Here is a 16,811-nt window from a genome sequence, read left to right as displayed (position 1 = left end):
CCCTTGTCAGCCCTATGACGTTCGCCGCCACACCTCAGCGCCGCATCGTGCTGGACCTCGCCGAAGCCAAGCAGCCGCTGGACCGCTTCTTCGACCATTGCGTCGGCGCCGACTACCCCGGCACGACCTACCGCGAGGATGCGCTGGCGCAACTGAAGACGACGGTGGACGAGCTGGGATTCCGCTACCTGCGCTTCCACGCCATCTTCCACGACGTGTTCAAGACGGTGACGCGCGACGCCGCTGGCCAGCTGGTGTTCGACTTCACCGGCATCGACAAGCTCTACGACGCAATGCTGGCCCGCCGCATCAAGCCCTTCGTCGAGCTGGGCTTCACGCCGCTGGCGCTGAAAACGTCGGACCTGAAGATCTTCTACTGGGAAGGCAACACCTCCCACCCCGAGCCCACCGGCTGGGTGGCGCTGATCGACGCCTTCACCCGCCACCTGCTGCAGCGTTACGGCCAGAAGGAGGTGCGCAGCTGGTACTTCGAAGTCTGGAACGAGCCCAACCTTGACGGCTTTTGGGAGCGTGCCGACCAGAAGGCCTACTTCGACCTCTACACACGCACGGCCAAGGCGATCAAGGCGATCGACCCGCAGCTGCTGGTCGGCGGCCCGTCCACGGCCGGCGCGGCCTGGGTGCCCGAGTTCCTGGCGCATGCCAAGGTGACGAACACGCCCGTCGATTTCATCACCGTGCACACCTACGGCGTGGACGGCGGCTTCCTGGACGAGTTCGGCAAGGAAGACCTGATGTTGCTGGCGACGCCCGACGCCATCATCGGCGACGTGAAGCGCGTGCGCAAAGAGATCGAGGCCTCGCACCTGCCCGGCCTGCCGATGTTCTTCACCGAGTGGAGCACCAGCTACAACCCGCGCGACCTCGTGCACGACAGCTATATGAGCGCGCCCTATGTGCTGACCAAGCTCAAGCAGAGCCAGGGCCTGGCCCAGCACATGAGCTACTGGGTCTACAGCGACCTGTTCGAGGAGCCCGGTCCGCCGGACGCGCCCTTCCACGGCGGCTTCGGCCTGATGACTCGCGAAGGCGTGCGCAAGCCGACCTGGTTCGCCTACAAATACCTGGCGGCGCTGCAGGGCAAGCAGGTGCCCACGAACGACGAGCAGACCTGGGCGGCCACGGACGGCCAGCAACTCCAGGCCATCGTCTGGGACTGGCGCAACACCGAGCAGAAAGTCAGCAACCGCAGCTTCTTCGGCAAGCCGCGGCCGTCAAAGGACGTCGGCACCGCCACTGTCGAACTGCGCCATCTCCCGCCCGGCCGCTACCAGCTGACGCAACGCCGTACGGGCTACGAACTCAACGATGCCCACACCGCCTACCTGAAGATGGGCTCGCCAAAGAACCTCGATGCCAAGCAACTGGCCGAGCTGCAGGCACTGACGACGGACAAGCCCGAGCTGCAACGCGAGCTGGTTGTCGGCCCCGCCGGCACGGCCACGGTGAACCTGAAGCTGCGCAGCCACGACGTCGTGCTGCTGAGCCTGAAGAAGGTGGGCGCATGAGGCGCCGCCATGTAGTCATTGCGCTGTTGCCGCTGACCGGCTGTGGCGGCGGCGGCGCGGAAGCCGCAGCTTCGCCGGCTCCGGCTCCGGCTCCCGCGCCAGCGCCCGCACCGGCCCCAGCGCCGGCACCCAGCGGCATGCGCGACCTGACCAGCCTGCAGCTCTCCAAGCTGATGGGCTCGGGCTGGAACCTCGGTAACTCGCTCGAAGCCATCGGTGGCGAAACCGCCTGGGGCAACCCGGCGACGACGCAGGCCTTCATGAACGCGGTCAAGGCCGCCGGCTTCAAGACCGTGCGCATCCCGGTGTCGTGGAAGCAGTACGCGGATGCCAGCGACGTCATCAGCGCCACCTGGATGGCCCGCGTCACGCAGGTCGTCGACTACGCCAAGAGCGCCGGCCTGTTCGCCCTCATCAACATCCACTGGGACGGCGGCTGGATGCAGCCGACCTTTGCCGCCCAAGCCGTGGCGAACGCCCGCATCACCAAGTTCTGGACGCAGATCGCCAACAACTTCAAGGCCTACGACGACACCCTGCTGTTCGCCGGCACCAACGAGGTCATGGTGGAAGGCGACTACGGCACGCCCAAGGCCGAGTACGTGACGGTACAGAACGGCTTCAACCAGGCCTTCGTGACGGCCGTGCGTGCCACCGGCAGCAACAACGCCCTGCGCCACCTTGTCGTGCAAGGGTTCAACACCAACATCGACCACACGCTCGCCTTCGCCGTCATGCCCACCGACACCGCAGCCAACCGGCTGATGATGGAAGTGCACTACTACGACCCCTACAACTTCACGCTCAACGAGAAGAGCGCGATCTGGCAATGGGGCGCCGGCGCAACCGACCCCAAGGCGACCGAGACCTGGGCCAACGAGGCCTACGCGGACGCCCAGTTCCAGAAGATGAAGGTGGGCTATGTCGACAAGGGCATCCCGGTCATCCTCGGCGAGTTCGGCGCCATGCGCCGCACCGAGTACGCCGGTGCCGAGGCCTACCGCCTCGCCTGGGACAAATACATCGCCCGCTCGGCCTGGACGCACGGCGCCGTGCCCATCTACTGGGACGCCGGCGCCGCGACCGAGAACCACAGCATGGGTTTGTTCAACCGCAGCACCGGCGCGCAGGTGTATCCCGAGCTGATCAAGGCCCTCGTCGACGCGGCGAGCTGACAGCACAACCCCACTCACCATGAACACATCACGCCTTCTCAAGGCGAAGCCGCTGCTTTGCCTGTTCCTGTCCCTGATGGCACCGCTGGCCCACTCGGCCACGGCCAGCGCCTCGCTGTCCCACGTTCGCGTCGACGTCGTCGACCTAACGCCGAACGACGGCAACTGGCCCTGGGTCTGGGTGGTCAACAACGTCGACTGGGTGGCGCGCACCTCCAGCGCCAGCGCGCAGATTCCCGACCCGCTGAACAGCCAGGAGCAGCTGGGCTGGCTGGGCGACGCGCTGTCGGCCCAGGCGCTCTTCGGCTCAACGCAGGCCAACGCGGCCATCAGCAGCGCAGCCGATCTCAGCAGCGCGGCGGGATCGGCGAGCGCAACGGCGGCCGACGGGTTGTCTGCCTGGGCCATCTCTCAGATCTTCAGCGGCCGCGTGATGGCCGGTGCCGGTACACGCATCGTCGTGACCGCCCAGCTCGACGGTCTCTCCGCCGCAGCCGACGGCGGCCTGGCGCAAGCCACCGCCAGCCTGGGGATCGCGAACGAGACCGGTGGCGCCTTTGACAGCAGCCAGGCCTGGGCCTTCGACTCGCCCGACTTCAGCCAGACCGACACGCCCACGACGCTGAGCGTGTACTGGGACAACCCGAGCGCCGACGCCGCCTGGGGCCAGCTGTGGATCACCGTCTCGGCCCAGGCTATGGCCGCCGCCGCACCGGTGCCCGAGCCCACATCGGCGCTGCTGCTGGGCCTGGGCCTGGCGGCGCTCGCCACGCGACGTCGCCGCTGAAAGCTTCCGAGATCGAGCGCTGCCGGGAGAGCAGCGCCCGTACCCCTGGCGCAGGTGCCCGAGACGAGGTGCCGCGCCGCATTCCACCCCAGGAGACAAAACCATGAAATCAAGAATCTGGACTTCGTTGTGCCTGCTGGCGCTCGCGCTGGTTGGCCGGCCGGACGCCGTCGCTGCAACCTGCAACCCCACGGCCGTCACGCCCTACATCAAGGTCGGCAGCAGTTGGACGCAGACCGCGTCCACGAGCGTCGCCGCCGGGACCGCCATCGCGCTCGGCCCCCAGCCCAACTCCGGCGGCAGCTGGGCCTGGAGCGGCTGCGGCAGCTCTGGAACCGCCCGCGAGCAGAGCCTCACGGCCAAGGCCAGCTGCACGGCCACCGCGACCTACACCAACAGCTGCGGCGCCAAGACGACGCAGGCCTTCGCGGTGACCGTGCCCGGCATGCGCGACTTGACCAGCCTCCAGCTCTCCAAGCTGATGGGCGCGGGTTGGAATCTCGGCAACTCGCTGGAGGCCATCGGCGGCGAAACCGCCTGGGGCAACCCGCTTGCCACGCAGGCCCTCTTCAACGCCGTCAAGGCCGCCGGCTTCAAGACCGTGCGCATCCCGCTGTCGTGGAAGCAGTACGCCGATGCCAACGACAACATCAGCGCGACCTGGATGACCCGTGCGACCCAGGTCGTCAACTACGCGAAGAACGCCGGCCTCTACGCCATCATCAACATCCACTGGGACGGTGGCTGGATGCAGCCCACCTATGCGGCCCAGGCCACGGCCAATGCCCGCATCACCAAGTTCTGGACGCAGATCGCGAACAACTTCAAGGGCTATGACGACACGCTGCTGTTCGCCGGCACCAACGAGGTGATGGTCACCAACGACTACGGCACGCCCACCGTCGAGTACTACACGGTGCAGAACGGCTTCAACCAGACCTTCGTCAACGCCGTGCGCGCCACGGGCGGCGGCAACCTGGCCCGCCATCTCGTCGTGCAGGGATTCAACACCAACATCGACCACACGGTGAACTTCGCCACCGTGCCGAACGACTCGGCCACCAAGCGGCTGATGATGGAGGTGCATTTCTACGACCCCTACGATTTCACGCTCAACGAGAACAGCAACATCTGGCAATGGGGCGCGGCCGCGACGGACGCGTCGGCCACCGAGACCTGGGCCAACGAGGCCTTTGTGGACGCGCAGTTCCAGAAGATGAAGACCCGCTTCGTCGATGCCGGCATCCCGGTCATCCTGGGCGAGTTCGGCGCCATCCGGCGCACCGAGCATGCGGGCGCCGAAACCTACCGCACCAACTGGGCGCGCTACGTCGCCCGCTCGGCCTGGACGCATGGCGCCATTCCGGTGTGGTGGGATGCCGGCTCGCCCAGCGCCAACCACAGCATGGGGCTGTTTGACCGCAACACCGGCGTTCAGACCTATCCCAGCCTGATCAGCGCGATCGTGAATGCCGCTAAATGAAGCCCCTCGCCCGCGGGTACGCGGGCGGTCCCCCTAGGGGACGGCGATGCTTGCGGCGTTCAGCCGCAAGCACATCGCCCACGGCGGGCCGGCTTGGGGCGGCCCGGCGCTCGGCCCGCAAGACTTGACATGACCCGCTCGCGCCACTCGGCGTAACGACTGCAAACCGCCATCTTGAGCGGGTCGTCACGCACTTCGACTATCCTGTTAGCGAGCGCCCTTGAAGTTTGGCGCGGCAGGGAGCCGATGTGGAAGCAAGCAGCCTGCTCCGGGAGAGCGGTGCCCACTCCGAGGCGGACCCGGCCCCAACCGGGCCGGCTTTCTTGCTGGATCAGCCGGCAGGCCCGCGTGAGCGTCGCCATGCCCTCGTCGTCGCGCTGGTGTCGGTGGCGGTGTTTGCCGCGCTGGTGCCGTTTGCCAAGCTGAAGCTGGCGCCGATCCCGGCCTTCATCCCCATCTACCAGTCGGCCCTGGTGCTGACCGACCTGATCACGGCCGTACTGCTGTTCGGCCAGTACCGCATCCTGCGCTCCCAGGCCCTGATGGTGCTGGGCTGCGGCTATCTGTTCACGGCCGTGCTGACGACGGCCCATACGCTGACCTTCCCCGGCCTGTTCAGCACCAGCGGCCTGCTGGGCGCAACGACGCAGACCACGGTCTGGCTCTACATGCTGTGGCATGGCTGCTTCCCGCTCTTCGTGCTTGGCTACATCGCCTTGAAGAGCCAGCCCCGCCAGGCAGTGCGGGCGCTGGCCTGGCCTGCCGCCACGCTGGCCACCGCAGCCGCCTGCGTCGCCCTCGCCACGCTGGGCAACGCCTGGCTGCCCGACCTGCTGGTGGGCGGGCGCTATTCACTGGCCTTCCAGATCACCGTGGGCTGCGTCTGGGCCCTCAGCCTCGTGGCGCTGGCCGCGCTGTGGCGCCAGCGGCCGCGCACGGTGCTGGACCTGTGGCTGATGGTGGTCAGCCTGACCTGGCTGTTCGACATCGCACTGTCGGCCATGCTGAACGGCGCCCGCTTCGACCTGGGCTTCTACGCCGGCCGCATCTACGGCCTGCTGGCCTGCTCGGTGGTGCTGCTGGAGTTGCTGTTCGAGAACAGCACCCTCTACGCGCAGCTCTTTCGCAGCTACGAGGCCGACCACCGCCAGACTGCGGCATTGGCCGTGGCGCGCGATCAGGCCGAGGCCGCCAACGCGGCCAAGAGCCTCTTCCTGGCCAGCATGAGCCACGAGATCCGCACGCCGATGAACGCCATCATCGGCCTGACCAACCTCGTGCTGGAAACGCGGCTGGACGGGCGCCAGCGCGACTACCTCGGCAAGGTGCAGACCTCGTCCAAGGCCCTGCTCACCCTGCTCAACGACATCCTGGACTACTCCAAGATCGAGGCCGGCAAGATCACGCTGGAGGCCGAGGAGTTCAGCCCCGAGGAGTTGATCGAGAACGTCGGCCATCTGTTCTCTGCGCGGCTGGAGGAGGCTGGGCTGGATCTGCTGTTCGAGTTCGACCAGCGCCTGCCCCACCGCCTGGTGGGCGACAGCCTGAGGCTGACCCAGGTGCTGAACAACCTCGTCGGCAACGCCATCAAGTTCACGCCACGCGGCGAGATCGTCGTGCGGGCGGACTTCGTCGGCGAGCACGACGGTCGCATGCGGCTGCGCATCAGCGTGCACGACACCGGCATCGGCATGGCGCCCGAGCAGGTCGGCCGCCTCTTTCACGTCTTCGACCAGACCGACGCATCCATCGCCCGACGCTATGGCGGCACCGGCCTGGGCCTGGCCATCTGCAAGCGCCTGGTGGAGTTGATGGAAGGCAGCTTCGAGGTCAGCAGCCTGCCGGGCCAGGGCAGCACCTTCTCCTTCACCTGCGACTTCGGCAAGGCCAAGCCGGGTGCCGAGCGCATCGACCTGCACCGCATCCGCGGCATGCGCACCCTGGTCGTCGACGCCCAGCCCACCGAGCGCCTCATCCTGCAGCAGATGCTGCAGAGCTGGCGCTTCCAGGTCGGCGTGGCCTCCTTCGGCGACGAGGCGCTGTACCGCCTGCGCCAGGCCGACCCCGCCCACCCCTACGAGCTGTTGCTGCTGGACTGGAAGACGGCCGGCGCGGACTTCGTCGACACCGCCCGGCGCATCGCGGCCGAGCGCGGTGCGCCGGCACCAGCCGTCATCGCCCTCGGAAGCCTGCATGCAAGCGAGCAAGTCGCCGAGGAGTTGGAAGGCCGCGCCGACACGCAGGTCCTCGTCAAGCCCGTCACGCCGTCGCGCCTGTTCGATGCCCTGATGCAACTGCAGCGCGGCGAGCAGCCGGCCGCTGCAGCCGCCGCCGGCGGCAGCATGGCCGACCTGGCCGAGACGCTGCGGCCCCTGCACGGCGCCCGCGTGCTGCTGGTCGAGGACAACCCAGTCAACCAGCAGGTGGCCATGGCCTTCCTGGCCATGGTGAAGCTGGAAGTCGAGGTGGCCGAGAACGGCCTGGAGGCCGTGGAGCGCCTGAAACACGAGACCTTCGACGCCGTGCTGATGGACATGCAGATGCCCGAGATGGATGGCCTGACGGCGACCCGGCTCATCCGCGCCATGCCCCAGCATGCCCGCCTGCCCATCATCGCGATGACGGCCGGCGCGATGGAGCACGACGTGCAGGACTGCCTGGCCGCCGGCATGAACGCCCACGTCAGCAAGCCCATCGACCCGCGGCAGCTGGTGCGCACGCTGCTGGCCTGGATCTCCCAGCCAGCTCGCGTACATCAGCGTTAGGCCGCAGTCCCGGTGTCGGGCAGGCGCTCGAAGTCCATCACCCAGTTGGTCTCCCAGGTCTCGCCGCCGTCGGCCGAGAAGGCCTGTTGCCAACGCGGGGTGGGGGTGGCGGTGTCCGTCCAGCGGTAACGCACCCGCACGGGCTGGCCGCGCAATTCGTCGTCGCACTGGAACTCACCGGTGCCATCGGCAAAGCCACCGACGACGGGCGGGTCCAGGCGGTGCGGGTTGCGGCCGTCCACCCACCAGATGGCCCACTGGCCCGTGGCCGGGTCGAAGGTGCGCATGGACACAGCACGATAGGGCCCGGTGGGCAGTTCCAACACGTTGTCGTCGATGTTGCCGAGGCCATTCAGCAGCGGCCACATGCGGCAGCGGCCCTCGAAGCTCTCCCAGTCTTCGCAGCCAAGCAGGCGTTCCTTCAGGCGGCGGTGGCTGACCTTCCAGTGGCCGATGAAGAAGTCGAAGTCCTGCGGTGTGGATGGGATGTTCATGGCGGTGTTCATGGGGTTTCAGGCGTGAAGGGCGGAACGGGCGGTGGGTGCCAGACGCAGGCTCTGGGTCGGGCGGGCCAGCCAGGGCTGGGTGCGGGCGTCCAGCTCGCGTGCCCAGGCCTCACCGGCCGCAACGTCATCGAACATCGCCAGGCCCACCAGCACCGGCTCGCCCTCGCGCAGCGGCAGACGGGCAAAGTTGTTGGCCGCAGGCTCGGTGACGTACCAGGCCTGCATGCGGGCCTCGTTGCAGACGACACCGCGGCACAGGGCCAGCAGCTCGTCGTCGGCCGGCGCCTTCAGGTGCAGCACCAGCGCGCGCAGTAGGCCCTGGGTGGGGCCATCGCCGCGCGTCTGGGCCGGCAGCGCGGCGCCGTCCCACGCCGGGCGTAGCAGCAGCACGTCGTCGGAATCGACCATGGTGGTGTTGGCCGCGCTGCGGTGCTCGGCCCAGGCCGGGCCGCCGTAGAAGGCCGGCAGCGTGTCGCCCCGCGCGGCCATGTCGGCAAAGCCGCGCAGCCAGACGAAGCGGTCGCCGTCGTCCAGGTCACGGAACTGGCCGAGCACGCGGATGCCCACCGCCTCCTGGCTGTCGACGAATTCGCGGTCGAAGAGCTCGATCAGCGTGTCGCGCTGACCCGGATGCAGCGTGTACTGGCGCAGCTCGACGACGCGGCAGTCCGGCGCGGCGGGAGCGGTGGTGTCTGGGGTTGCAGGCATGGGGCAGTGATCCACGGAGTTCATCGTCCGTGCAGTCTGCGCCGCGATACCTGTCAGGTCATGGCATGTATTAGGTCGGGTTCAAGAAAACTCAGCCATGCGGGTTGGCGACGAGCGGCCAGAAGTCGAGCGAGCGCAGCCGGAACGGGATGGCTGCGAAATCCAGTGTGATGGCGCCGGGCGTGGTCACGTAGTACACCGCCTTGGCCAGCGGCGCGAACTGCGCGTGGAAGTGCTGGGTCGACTTCACGACGATGAGGGACTTGTCCTCCAACGTGATGCCCATGCCGGTGAACGCGTCGGTGCCATAGGTCTGGGTGCGGATGGAGGAAAGCAGCAGGTGAACGCCTTTCGCGTCGCCCAGCGTCTCGACCCACACGCAGGTGCCCAGCCGCTCCCGCGTGCCCAGCGCGCTCTGCGTGTGGTTCTCGACGATGGCGCGCACCACCACGCGCACATCCACCGGCATGCCGGACGCCGGCCCGCACTTGCCGCCCACGCGCAGGTTCAGCTCCGCGCCCACGCCCGCATCCCTGCAGATGTGCACGGCGCCCAGGTCCCACAGCGCGCCCAGCACGACGTTGGAGACACGGCGCTCGATGAGCCGCTGCAGGATGAAGGTGCTGTCGCCGGCCGCGCCGCCGCCCGGGTTGTCGGCCATGTCGGCCAGCACGACGGGGCCGCCCTCGCCTTCCACCAGCGCAAGCGCGTTGTCCAGCGCCTCGTCGATGCCGGCCGTGACAGGGCTGATGGCCTCGCGCAGCTGCCAGAACTCGCGGCCCAGCTGATCGGCCAGCACGCGGGCCAGCGCGGCGTCATCGTCGGTGACCACCCAGAGCTTGGCGCCGGCCTCCGGCACATCGCCCCACGGGAAGCCGTGGCCCAGCGACACCGACAGCACGCCGGGCTGGCGCTCGACGGCCTGCATGCGCGCCACGAAGGACTGCATCGGCTCGCGCGTGGTGTGCCACAACCCCATCATCTTGCAATCGAACACGGCGGTAGCGGGGTGCACGCGGCCCGCGGCCGTGTCCACCAGCAGGCGGTAGAGCTCGCGGCCGCGGTCCTCGGTATCGGTGTGTGGATATTCCTTGAAGGCCACGATCACGTCGGCCGAACGGTGCATCAGCGCGGTGAAGTGGCAGTGCAGGTCCAGCTCCAACCCGATGGCAACGCCCGGCCCGACGATGTCGCGGATGCGCGCCGCCAGGTCGCCTTCGCAGTCGTCATAGCCCTCGGCGGCCATGGCCCCGTGCAGCAGCAGTTGCACGGCATCCACCGGCAGGGCCGCGCGCAAGTCCGCCAGGATCTCGTCGCGCAGCGCCTCGTAGACGCTGCGCACCGTGCGGCCCGCCGGCTGGGCGAGGGTACACAGGCTTTCCACGACCTCATGGCCGTCGGCCTCGATCAGCTCGCGCAGGAAGCGCATGAACGCACCCGTGCCGTCGGGCGCGCGGCGGCTGGCGTCGCCGTGGAAGATGCCGTACTCCTCGAAGCCGCCCAGGCCCGTGGGCGCGGCGGCGAAGGTGTTCGTCTCGGTGGCGAGGTGGGCGATGAAGAACTTCATGAGAGCCTTGGTCAGTCAGTCTGCGGTTCAGTAGTTGAGGTTGAGGCTCATCAACTGCCCCACGACGCCGATCCACACCACGCCCAGCAGCGCCAGCGCCACCAGCACGCCCCAGGCCCGCGCCAGGCGCGAGACGTCGACGCGGAACATGCGCCACGCGGCCCAGGTGCCAGCGGCCGCCGCTGCCACCGCCAGCAGCCCGCTGAGCTGCAGCAGGCCCACCAGCCAGTCATTGCCGGTGTTGTAGAGGCCCAGGTCGGTGCTCAGCACCGGCTTGATAAGCGCGAACCAGGCCAGCAGGTAGACGACATCGACGCCGACGGCCAGCCGCTGCCAGCGCCGCAGCCGACCCAGCTCGGGCGAGGCTCCGCTGGCGGCGCGGTCCGCGCGGCGCAGCAGGGCCGCCAGCGGCCACAGCGCCAGCGTGGCCAGCAACACCAGCAGCGACAGCGTCAGCACCGTCAACGTCAGCGGTGCCGAGCGCAGCCAGGATGCCTCCTGCATCACGGAGACCGGGTTGTCGCTGTCCAGCACGGTCTTGACGCCGTTGACCTCGGTCAGCAGCAGCTCCTGCGTGCCACCCACCTTGCGCCAGCGTTGCGGCGCCACTTCGCGAAAAGCGGCCATGCCGGCACCCGGGCCGGCGGGGGCCTCGATGCTGCCATCGGGCTTGGCGGTGATGACCGATTGCTCCAGCAGGTAGAGCGCGCTCAGGAAGCCGTGCTCGACCCGGCGCGAGCTCTGGTAGCGGCCGGCGATGCGCTGGGCATCGACCGCCGCCGAGGCCAGCGCGGGCGGGTCGACCTGGGGTGGTGCCGGGAAATAGCGGTCCATGAAGCCGTCGAACAGCTCCTTGCGCGCGCCGTAGACAGCCGCGTCCTTGCCCACGCTGTTGAAGGAAAAGAAGATGCCCACACCCTCGCGCGGCAGCAGGTTCAGCTCCGTGTGGAAGACGACCGTGTCGCCGCCGTGCCCCAGCACCTCGCGGCCGTTCTGCGTGAAGGAGAACATGCCGTGAGCCATCGCCGCTAAGCCCGGGCGCCGGGGCTCCGACGGGCTGTGCATGCGGGCGATGGTGGCCGGGTTCAGCAGCGCGTAGCCGCCCAGCTGGCCTTGCTGCAGGTGGGCGAGCATGAAGCGGCCCATGTCCGCCGCACTGGCGGACGCGCTGCCGGCCGGGGCCGTGATGACGAACTCGAAGGGCGACGGCGCGGCATCGCTGGCCGTGCGGTAGCCCTTGGCCAGCAAGGGCGCCAGCGCAGCCGGCACCGGCTGCGCCATGGTGCTGTGGCGCATGCCCAGCGGCTGGAAGATGTGGCGGTCGACGTAGGCCTCGAAGGGCTCGCCGGACACCCGCTGCACGATGTAGCCCGCCAGTGCCACGCCATAGTTGGAATAGGCCGGCACCTCGCCCGGCGCGAACAGCAAGGGGCGCGGGTGCCGCTTCAGGTATTGCTCGGTGGTCTGCGCCTGCGCGGGGTCGTAGCCGAGCAGGTCCTTCAAGCCCTCCTCGAACCCGGCGCGGTGGTTCATCAGGTGTCGCATCGTGATCGGCTGGCCGACGGGCTCGTGGATCTTGAAGTCCAGGTAGTCGTTGACGCTGCGATCCAGATCGATCTTGCCCTGCTGCACCAGCTGCATCACCGCCGTCCAGGTGAAGAGCTTGGAGGTGGAGCCGGGTCGCACCAGCGTCTTCTCCGGGTCCATCGGCAGCTTGGCAGCAACGTCGGCCAGGCCATAGCCCTTCTGCAGCAGGACCCTGCCGTCCTTGACCACCACGACCACGGCCCCAGCGATGTCGCCCGCCTTGAGGGCGTAGGGAACGCGGCCGTCCAGCCATGCCGACAGGTCGGCCGCATCCAGCGGCTGGCTTGCGGGCGTTGCGGCGGGCTGGGCCGCAGCCCAGGCTGCCGCCATCGCAAGCAGCCCGGCAACGCCTGCTCTCCTGATGAAACTCATCGAACTTCCTTGCGACAACGGGTGGGCCGACCCGATCAATAGTTCTGGTTGAAGCCGATGAGGTGGTGGTAGCTGGCCACTGCCAGCAGCACCGCGAAGGCAGCCACCCAGACGACGGCCAGCGCCCGCGCGGCCTTGCCGCCCTGCTTGAAGGCGTCACGCACCCGCCAGCCGGCCGCCAGCAACCCGCCGAGGGCGGCCACCGCCAGCGTGAGCTGCGCCACCGGCAGCAGCAGCGTGGTGTCGCCCAGGTCCTCCAGCAGCATGACCACCCAGCCCCACAGCGCCAGGGCCACCAGCGCCAGCACGCTCGCGCCGCGCACCCAGGTCACGGGCCGGGGCGGCGGCACCAACACGCCATGCCGACGACGCAGCAGGGCCGCCACGGGCCACAGCAGCGCCGTCAGCACGAGCGCGACGAGGGCTGCACCCACCAGCAGCAGCACCGTGGGGCTGGCCATGAAGGGCACCGGCTCGAAGATGAAGGCAAAGACGAAGGGCTCCAGGCCCCAATGCTTGACCTTGCCGTTCTCCACGACGGCCTGCAGCCGGCGCTTGCCGTGCTCCTCCTCCCAGAAGTAGGGCTTCACCTCGCGATAGTTGCTGCGCGCGCCGGCCAGCTCGATGGAGAGGCGCCCGTCTTCCAGCGCCTGGACCTTCACCGGGCTCAGCAGTTGCAACACCGACAGCCAGGTCGAGTCCTCGCGGCGCGTGTTGCGGTAGGCACCCGCCATCTGCTGCGCATGCTGCTTGGCCGTGGCCTCGTCCACCGCGGGCTTGGTGGCCGGGCGCGCATCCGGCAGATAGCGGTCGGCGAAGGCCTCGAACAGCTTGTCGCGCAGCCACGCGCCCTGGCGCTCATGCCCGGCGGCGTTGACCGAGATGTACAGGCCGATGCCGTCGTCCACGAACAGCAGCAGGTCGCTGTGGAACAGCACGGTGTCGCCGCCGTGGGCCAGCACGCGGTGGCCGTTGATGTTCTGTTCGTAGAAGCCCAGGCCGATGCCCAGCAGGCCCGGCAGCGGCCGCGTGAGCTGGCCGTGCATCAGCTTGACCGTCTCGGGCTTGAGGATCTGCGCCCCACCCTGTCCATCATCGAGCTTGCCCTGCTGCAGGAAAGCCAGCATGAACCGGCCCATGTCCTCGCCGGTGGCCGACATGCTGCCCGCTGGCGGCATGCTGATGATCTCGAAGCCCTTGGGCTTCTCGTCCCAGGTCACGTAGCCCTTGGACATCTGCGCCTTCAGCGCATCCGGCAGCGGCTGGCGGAAGGTCGAGTTCTTCATGCCCAGCGGCGCGAAGACGTGCTGGTCCAGGTAGTCGTCGAAGCTCTTGCCGCTTGTGCGCTGCACGATGTAGCCGGCCAGCGCGGTCGCGTAGTTGGAGTAGCCCGGCGTCGTGCCAGGGTCGTAGACGTAGGGCGGGATGTAGCCCTTGAGCACCTTGCCGAGATCCGGCGTGATGGGCTCGTACGTCAGCAGGTCGCGAGCGGTCTCTTCGAAACCGGTCGTGTGCGTCAGCACGTGGCGCAGCGTCAGCGCCTTGCCGTTGCGCGCCGGGATCTTGAAGTCCAGGTACTTGTTCAGATCGGCGTCCAGATCGAGCTTGCCCTGCTCGACGAGCTGCATGACCGCCGTCCACGTGAAGAGCTTGGACACGGAGCCGGGGCGGAACAGCGTCTTCTTCGGGTCGACCGGGATGTTCTTGTCCCAATCGGCCAGGCCATAGCCCTTCTGCACCAGGGGCTTGCCGTCCTTGACCAGCACGACCACGGCGCCAGGCACGCGCGCAGTCTTCAGCGCGGTGGGCATCAGCCCGTCGATGAAGGCCTCGGCATCGGTGGCGGTGAGGGCCGGCGGCGTCTGCGCGGACGCAGGTGCCAGCACGCCGGCGCAGAAGGCGAGCGCCAGCAGGCGCAGCCCATAAAACAGCTTGTTCATAGACGTGTCAGAAGTTGTAGGTCAGGGCGGCGCCCACGGTGCGCGGCTGTGCGAGCGTGACGCGCAGCGGGCCACCGAAAGCGGTCAGGGCCGTGTCGCCACCCAGCAGGGCGCGCTTGTCGGTCAGGTTGCGCACGAAGGCCGAGAGCTGCCAGGTGCCGAAGTCCACACCCCATTGCGCGTCCACCAGCGTGTAGCCGGGCAGGCTGTAGTTCGGCACCGCGGTGCCCACCCTGTCGAAGCCGGCGTTGCGCTGGCCCACGTGCCGCACCGTCAGGCTGTTGTACGAAGGCTTGCCGGCCAGGCTGTAGGCATAGCGCGCACTGAAGGAGGCCGACACCTTGGCCGAGTTGGTCAGGCGCGAACCGGCCGGGCCGAGCTTGGGCGCGTCTTCCTTGAGCTTGGGGTCCGTCAAGGCCAGGGCGCCGTCCAGGCTCCACTGGCTGTCCAGCGCGTATCGGACCGCCAGCTCCACGCCTTTGATCTCGGCCTTGCTGGCGTTGCCGGTGAGCGTGGTGGCGCCGATGGGAATGGGCTGCTGGATCTGGTCCCAGCGGATGTCGAACACCGCCACCTCGATGGACAGCCGCTTGTCCAGCAGGTCGGCCTTGTAGCCGGCCTCGTAGCTCCACAGCGTGTCGGGCTCGAAGGACGTCGGCGCGCCGGGGATGACCTGGCCGTTCTCGTCGATGGCCGGCGGGTTGGGGCCGCCAGGCCGGTAGCCGCTGGCGGCGCGGAAGTAGACGCTGCTGACCTTGTCCAGCGAGTAGCGGCCGGTCAGCAGGTAGGTGTTGGACTTGTCCTTGGAGTGCAGCGCTGCCGGGAAATCGTTGACGCCGTTGGTCAGCGTCTCGTAGATCTGCTTGTTGCGCGCGACGCGGGCACCCAGCGTGAACGACAGGGCCGGCGTGGGGTTGTAGGTGACGTCGCCGTAGACGGCGTTTTCCTCGTAGTTGGACGGTTGGTCGCTGGTCACCAGCGTCGCCTCGGAACCATCGGCCGCCATCTGCCCCCACAGGCGCTGGTTGCGGGCGCCTTTTTCCTTGTTGTGATAAACGCCCAGCAGCCATTCGAAGGTGCCGCGCGAGGAGGTCAGGCGCACTTCCTGGGTCTGCTTGCGCAGGTGGGTGTCGTTGCGCAGCTGCACGAAGCTGAAGGCCGGGCTGCCGACGATGTCGGAGGCGTCCAGGATGGTGTCGGCGTCGAAGCGCTGCGACGAGCCGATGACGTTCAGACGCGCCCAGCCGAGGTCGTACTCGGCGTCGGCCGACACCAGGCGGGTCTTGACCTCGTAGGGCTCGGCGGTGGACACCTTGTGGGTCCGGTCGCCATTGATCGGCTCGCCGGTGGCCACGTCGTACTGCACGACGGCGGTGCCGTTGCGCTGGATGTTCTGCTGGGTGGCCGTCAGGCGCAGCTTGAGCTTGCTCGTCGGCTCCAGCAGTAGCGACACGCGGCCACCACGCGTGTTGCCGTCGTTGGCGTGATCAGCCGCCGCACGGCCGACTGCCTTGATGTAGCCCCCGTCATGGTCGTTGAACAGCGCCACGCGCATGGCGGCCACGCCCTCGCTCAGCGGCACGTTGACGACAGCGTTCTCGGTGTGGCCCAGCGCTCCGCCGCGAATGCCGCGCACCGCCAGGCCCGCCTTGCCGGACAAGGCGTAGCTGTCGGGCTCGTTGGTGACGTACTTGATCAGGCCGCCCATGGCGCCGGCGCCGTAGAGCGTGCCCTGGGGGCCGCGCAGCACTTCGATGTGGTGCAGGTCGAGCAGCGACATGTCGAGCGCCGCAACGGCCTCGCCAACGAAGGCCGTGCTGGAGCCGAAAGCCACCTCGTCGACGTAGGTGCCGACCGTGGGCGTGGCCAGGCTGCCCACATTGACGCCGCGGATGCTGACCTGCCCGCGGCCGGGGCCGCCGTCGCTCATCACGTCGATGCCGGGCAGCGTGCCCACGTAGTCGGCCAGCGAACCGGCGCCCGAGCGCTCCAGCGACTCGACCTTCAGCGTCTCCACGCGCAGCGGCACGTCGCGCAGCGGCTCGCGGCGGCGCGTGGCCGTCACCGTGACCGTCTCCAGCTGCTGCACGGCCGCGGCCTCCCGCGCTGCCTTGGCTTCGTCGGGCGCGGCGGCCTGGCTCCAGGCCGCGGAGGCATACAGGGCCGCCACGCAGGGCAGCAGCACCGGCACGAAGGGCGAACGCCTGAGGGGACGGCTACGGCAATAAGGGCGGCTCATGAGCAACTCCTGGAAAAGCAGGTCGATGTAGAGCGCAAAGTTTCCATCTTGGAAATTTATTTCCAATCGGTGTAACCCTTATATTTTCTATCCAGGCCAGACGCGACTCAGGGCAATCGGGGAGCGGCGTGCGCCGGCGCAGTGGCTAAGATG

11 protein-coding genes are annotated in these 16,811 nt (G+C 68.4%); 5 read left to right on the top strand and 6 right to left on the bottom strand.

All coding sequences use genetic code 11. From position 1 onward, the window contains the following. The first annotated feature begins 14 nt into the window (after positions 1–14). The 5 genes from AC07V5_RS28370 (at position 15) to AC07V5_RS28350 (ending at position 7,739) form a co-directional block, all read left to right on the top strand. Positions 15–1,529, top strand: a complete 1,515-nt coding sequence (locus AC07V5_RS28370; RefSeq protein ID WP_495118962.1) for a GH39 family glycosyl hydrolase — start codon at positions 15–17, stop codon at positions 1,527–1,529. Further along, positions 1,526–2,704, top strand: coding sequence for a glycoside hydrolase family 5 protein (locus AC07V5_RS28365; RefSeq protein WP_495118961.1), 1,179 nt, complete (start codon positions 1,526–1,528; stop codon positions 2,702–2,704). Before AC07V5_RS28370 ends, AC07V5_RS28365 begins: the two co-directional genes overlap by 4 nt. 19 nt (positions 2,705–2,723) lie before the next feature. Continuing rightward, a complete protein-coding gene (locus AC07V5_RS28360) occupies positions 2,724–3,491 on the top strand; it encodes a PEP-CTERM sorting domain-containing protein (protein WP_495118960.1) in 768 nt (255 codons plus the stop codon). A 103-nt stretch (positions 3,492–3,594) separates the two neighbouring features. Next, the gene (locus AC07V5_RS28355) at positions 3,595–4,974 is read left to right on the top strand and encodes a glycoside hydrolase family 5 protein (RefSeq protein ID WP_495118959.1); all 1,380 of its coding nucleotides are present in this window, start codon (positions 3,595–3,597) and stop codon (positions 4,972–4,974) included. A 248-nt stretch (positions 4,975–5,222) separates the two neighbouring features. Beyond that, positions 5,223–7,739 carry a response regulator gene (locus AC07V5_RS28350; protein ID WP_495118958.1) on the top strand — a complete coding sequence of 839 codons (2,517 nt, stop codon included), beginning with the start codon at positions 5,223–5,225 and terminating at the stop codon, positions 7,737–7,739. On the opposite strand, the gene AC07V5_RS28345 is transcribed toward AC07V5_RS28350, so the two are convergent. From AC07V5_RS28345 to AC07V5_RS28320, 6 genes are all read right to left on the bottom strand, one after another. After that, on the bottom strand, positions 7,736–8,245 hold the full coding sequence (locus AC07V5_RS28345) for a DUF1579 domain-containing protein (RefSeq protein WP_495118957.1): 510 nt from the start codon (positions 8,243–8,245) through the stop codon (positions 7,736–7,738). The two genes, AC07V5_RS28350 and AC07V5_RS28345, sit on opposite strands and share 4 nt — an antisense overlap. Before the next feature lie 6 nt (positions 8,246–8,251). Next, on the bottom strand, positions 8,252–8,953 hold the full coding sequence (locus AC07V5_RS28340; RefSeq protein WP_495118956.1) for an NIPSNAP family protein: 702 nt from the start codon (positions 8,951–8,953) through the stop codon (positions 8,252–8,254). A gap of 91 nt (positions 8,954–9,044) precedes the next feature. After that, on the bottom strand, positions 9,045–10,520 hold the full coding sequence (locus AC07V5_RS28335) for a M81 family metallopeptidase (protein WP_495118955.1): 1,476 nt from the start codon (positions 10,518–10,520) through the stop codon (positions 9,045–9,047). Between the two features lie 27 nt (positions 10,521–10,547). Beyond that, positions 10,548–12,479 carry a serine hydrolase domain-containing protein gene (locus tag AC07V5_RS28330; protein ID WP_495118954.1) on the bottom strand — a complete coding sequence of 644 codons (1,932 nt, stop codon included), beginning with the start codon at positions 12,477–12,479 and terminating at the stop codon, positions 10,548–10,550. A gap of 35 nt (positions 12,480–12,514) precedes the next feature. Beyond that, entirely contained in the window at positions 12,515–14,419 is a 1,905-nt protein-coding gene (locus AC07V5_RS28325) for a serine hydrolase domain-containing protein (RefSeq protein WP_495118953.1), read from the bottom strand. Positions 14,420–14,426: 7 nt separating this feature from the next. After that, a complete protein-coding gene (locus AC07V5_RS28320; RefSeq protein ID WP_495118952.1) occupies positions 14,427–16,658 on the bottom strand; it encodes a TonB-dependent receptor in 2,232 nt (743 codons plus the stop codon). Positions 16,659–16,811: the final 153 nt, after the last annotated feature.

It is taken from the genome of Roseateles sp. GW821-FHT02E12, from assembly GCF_059421665.1.
The sequence above is the reverse complement of the archived record's forward strand: the minus strand, read 5'-3'. Positions and strand labels throughout refer to the sequence as shown.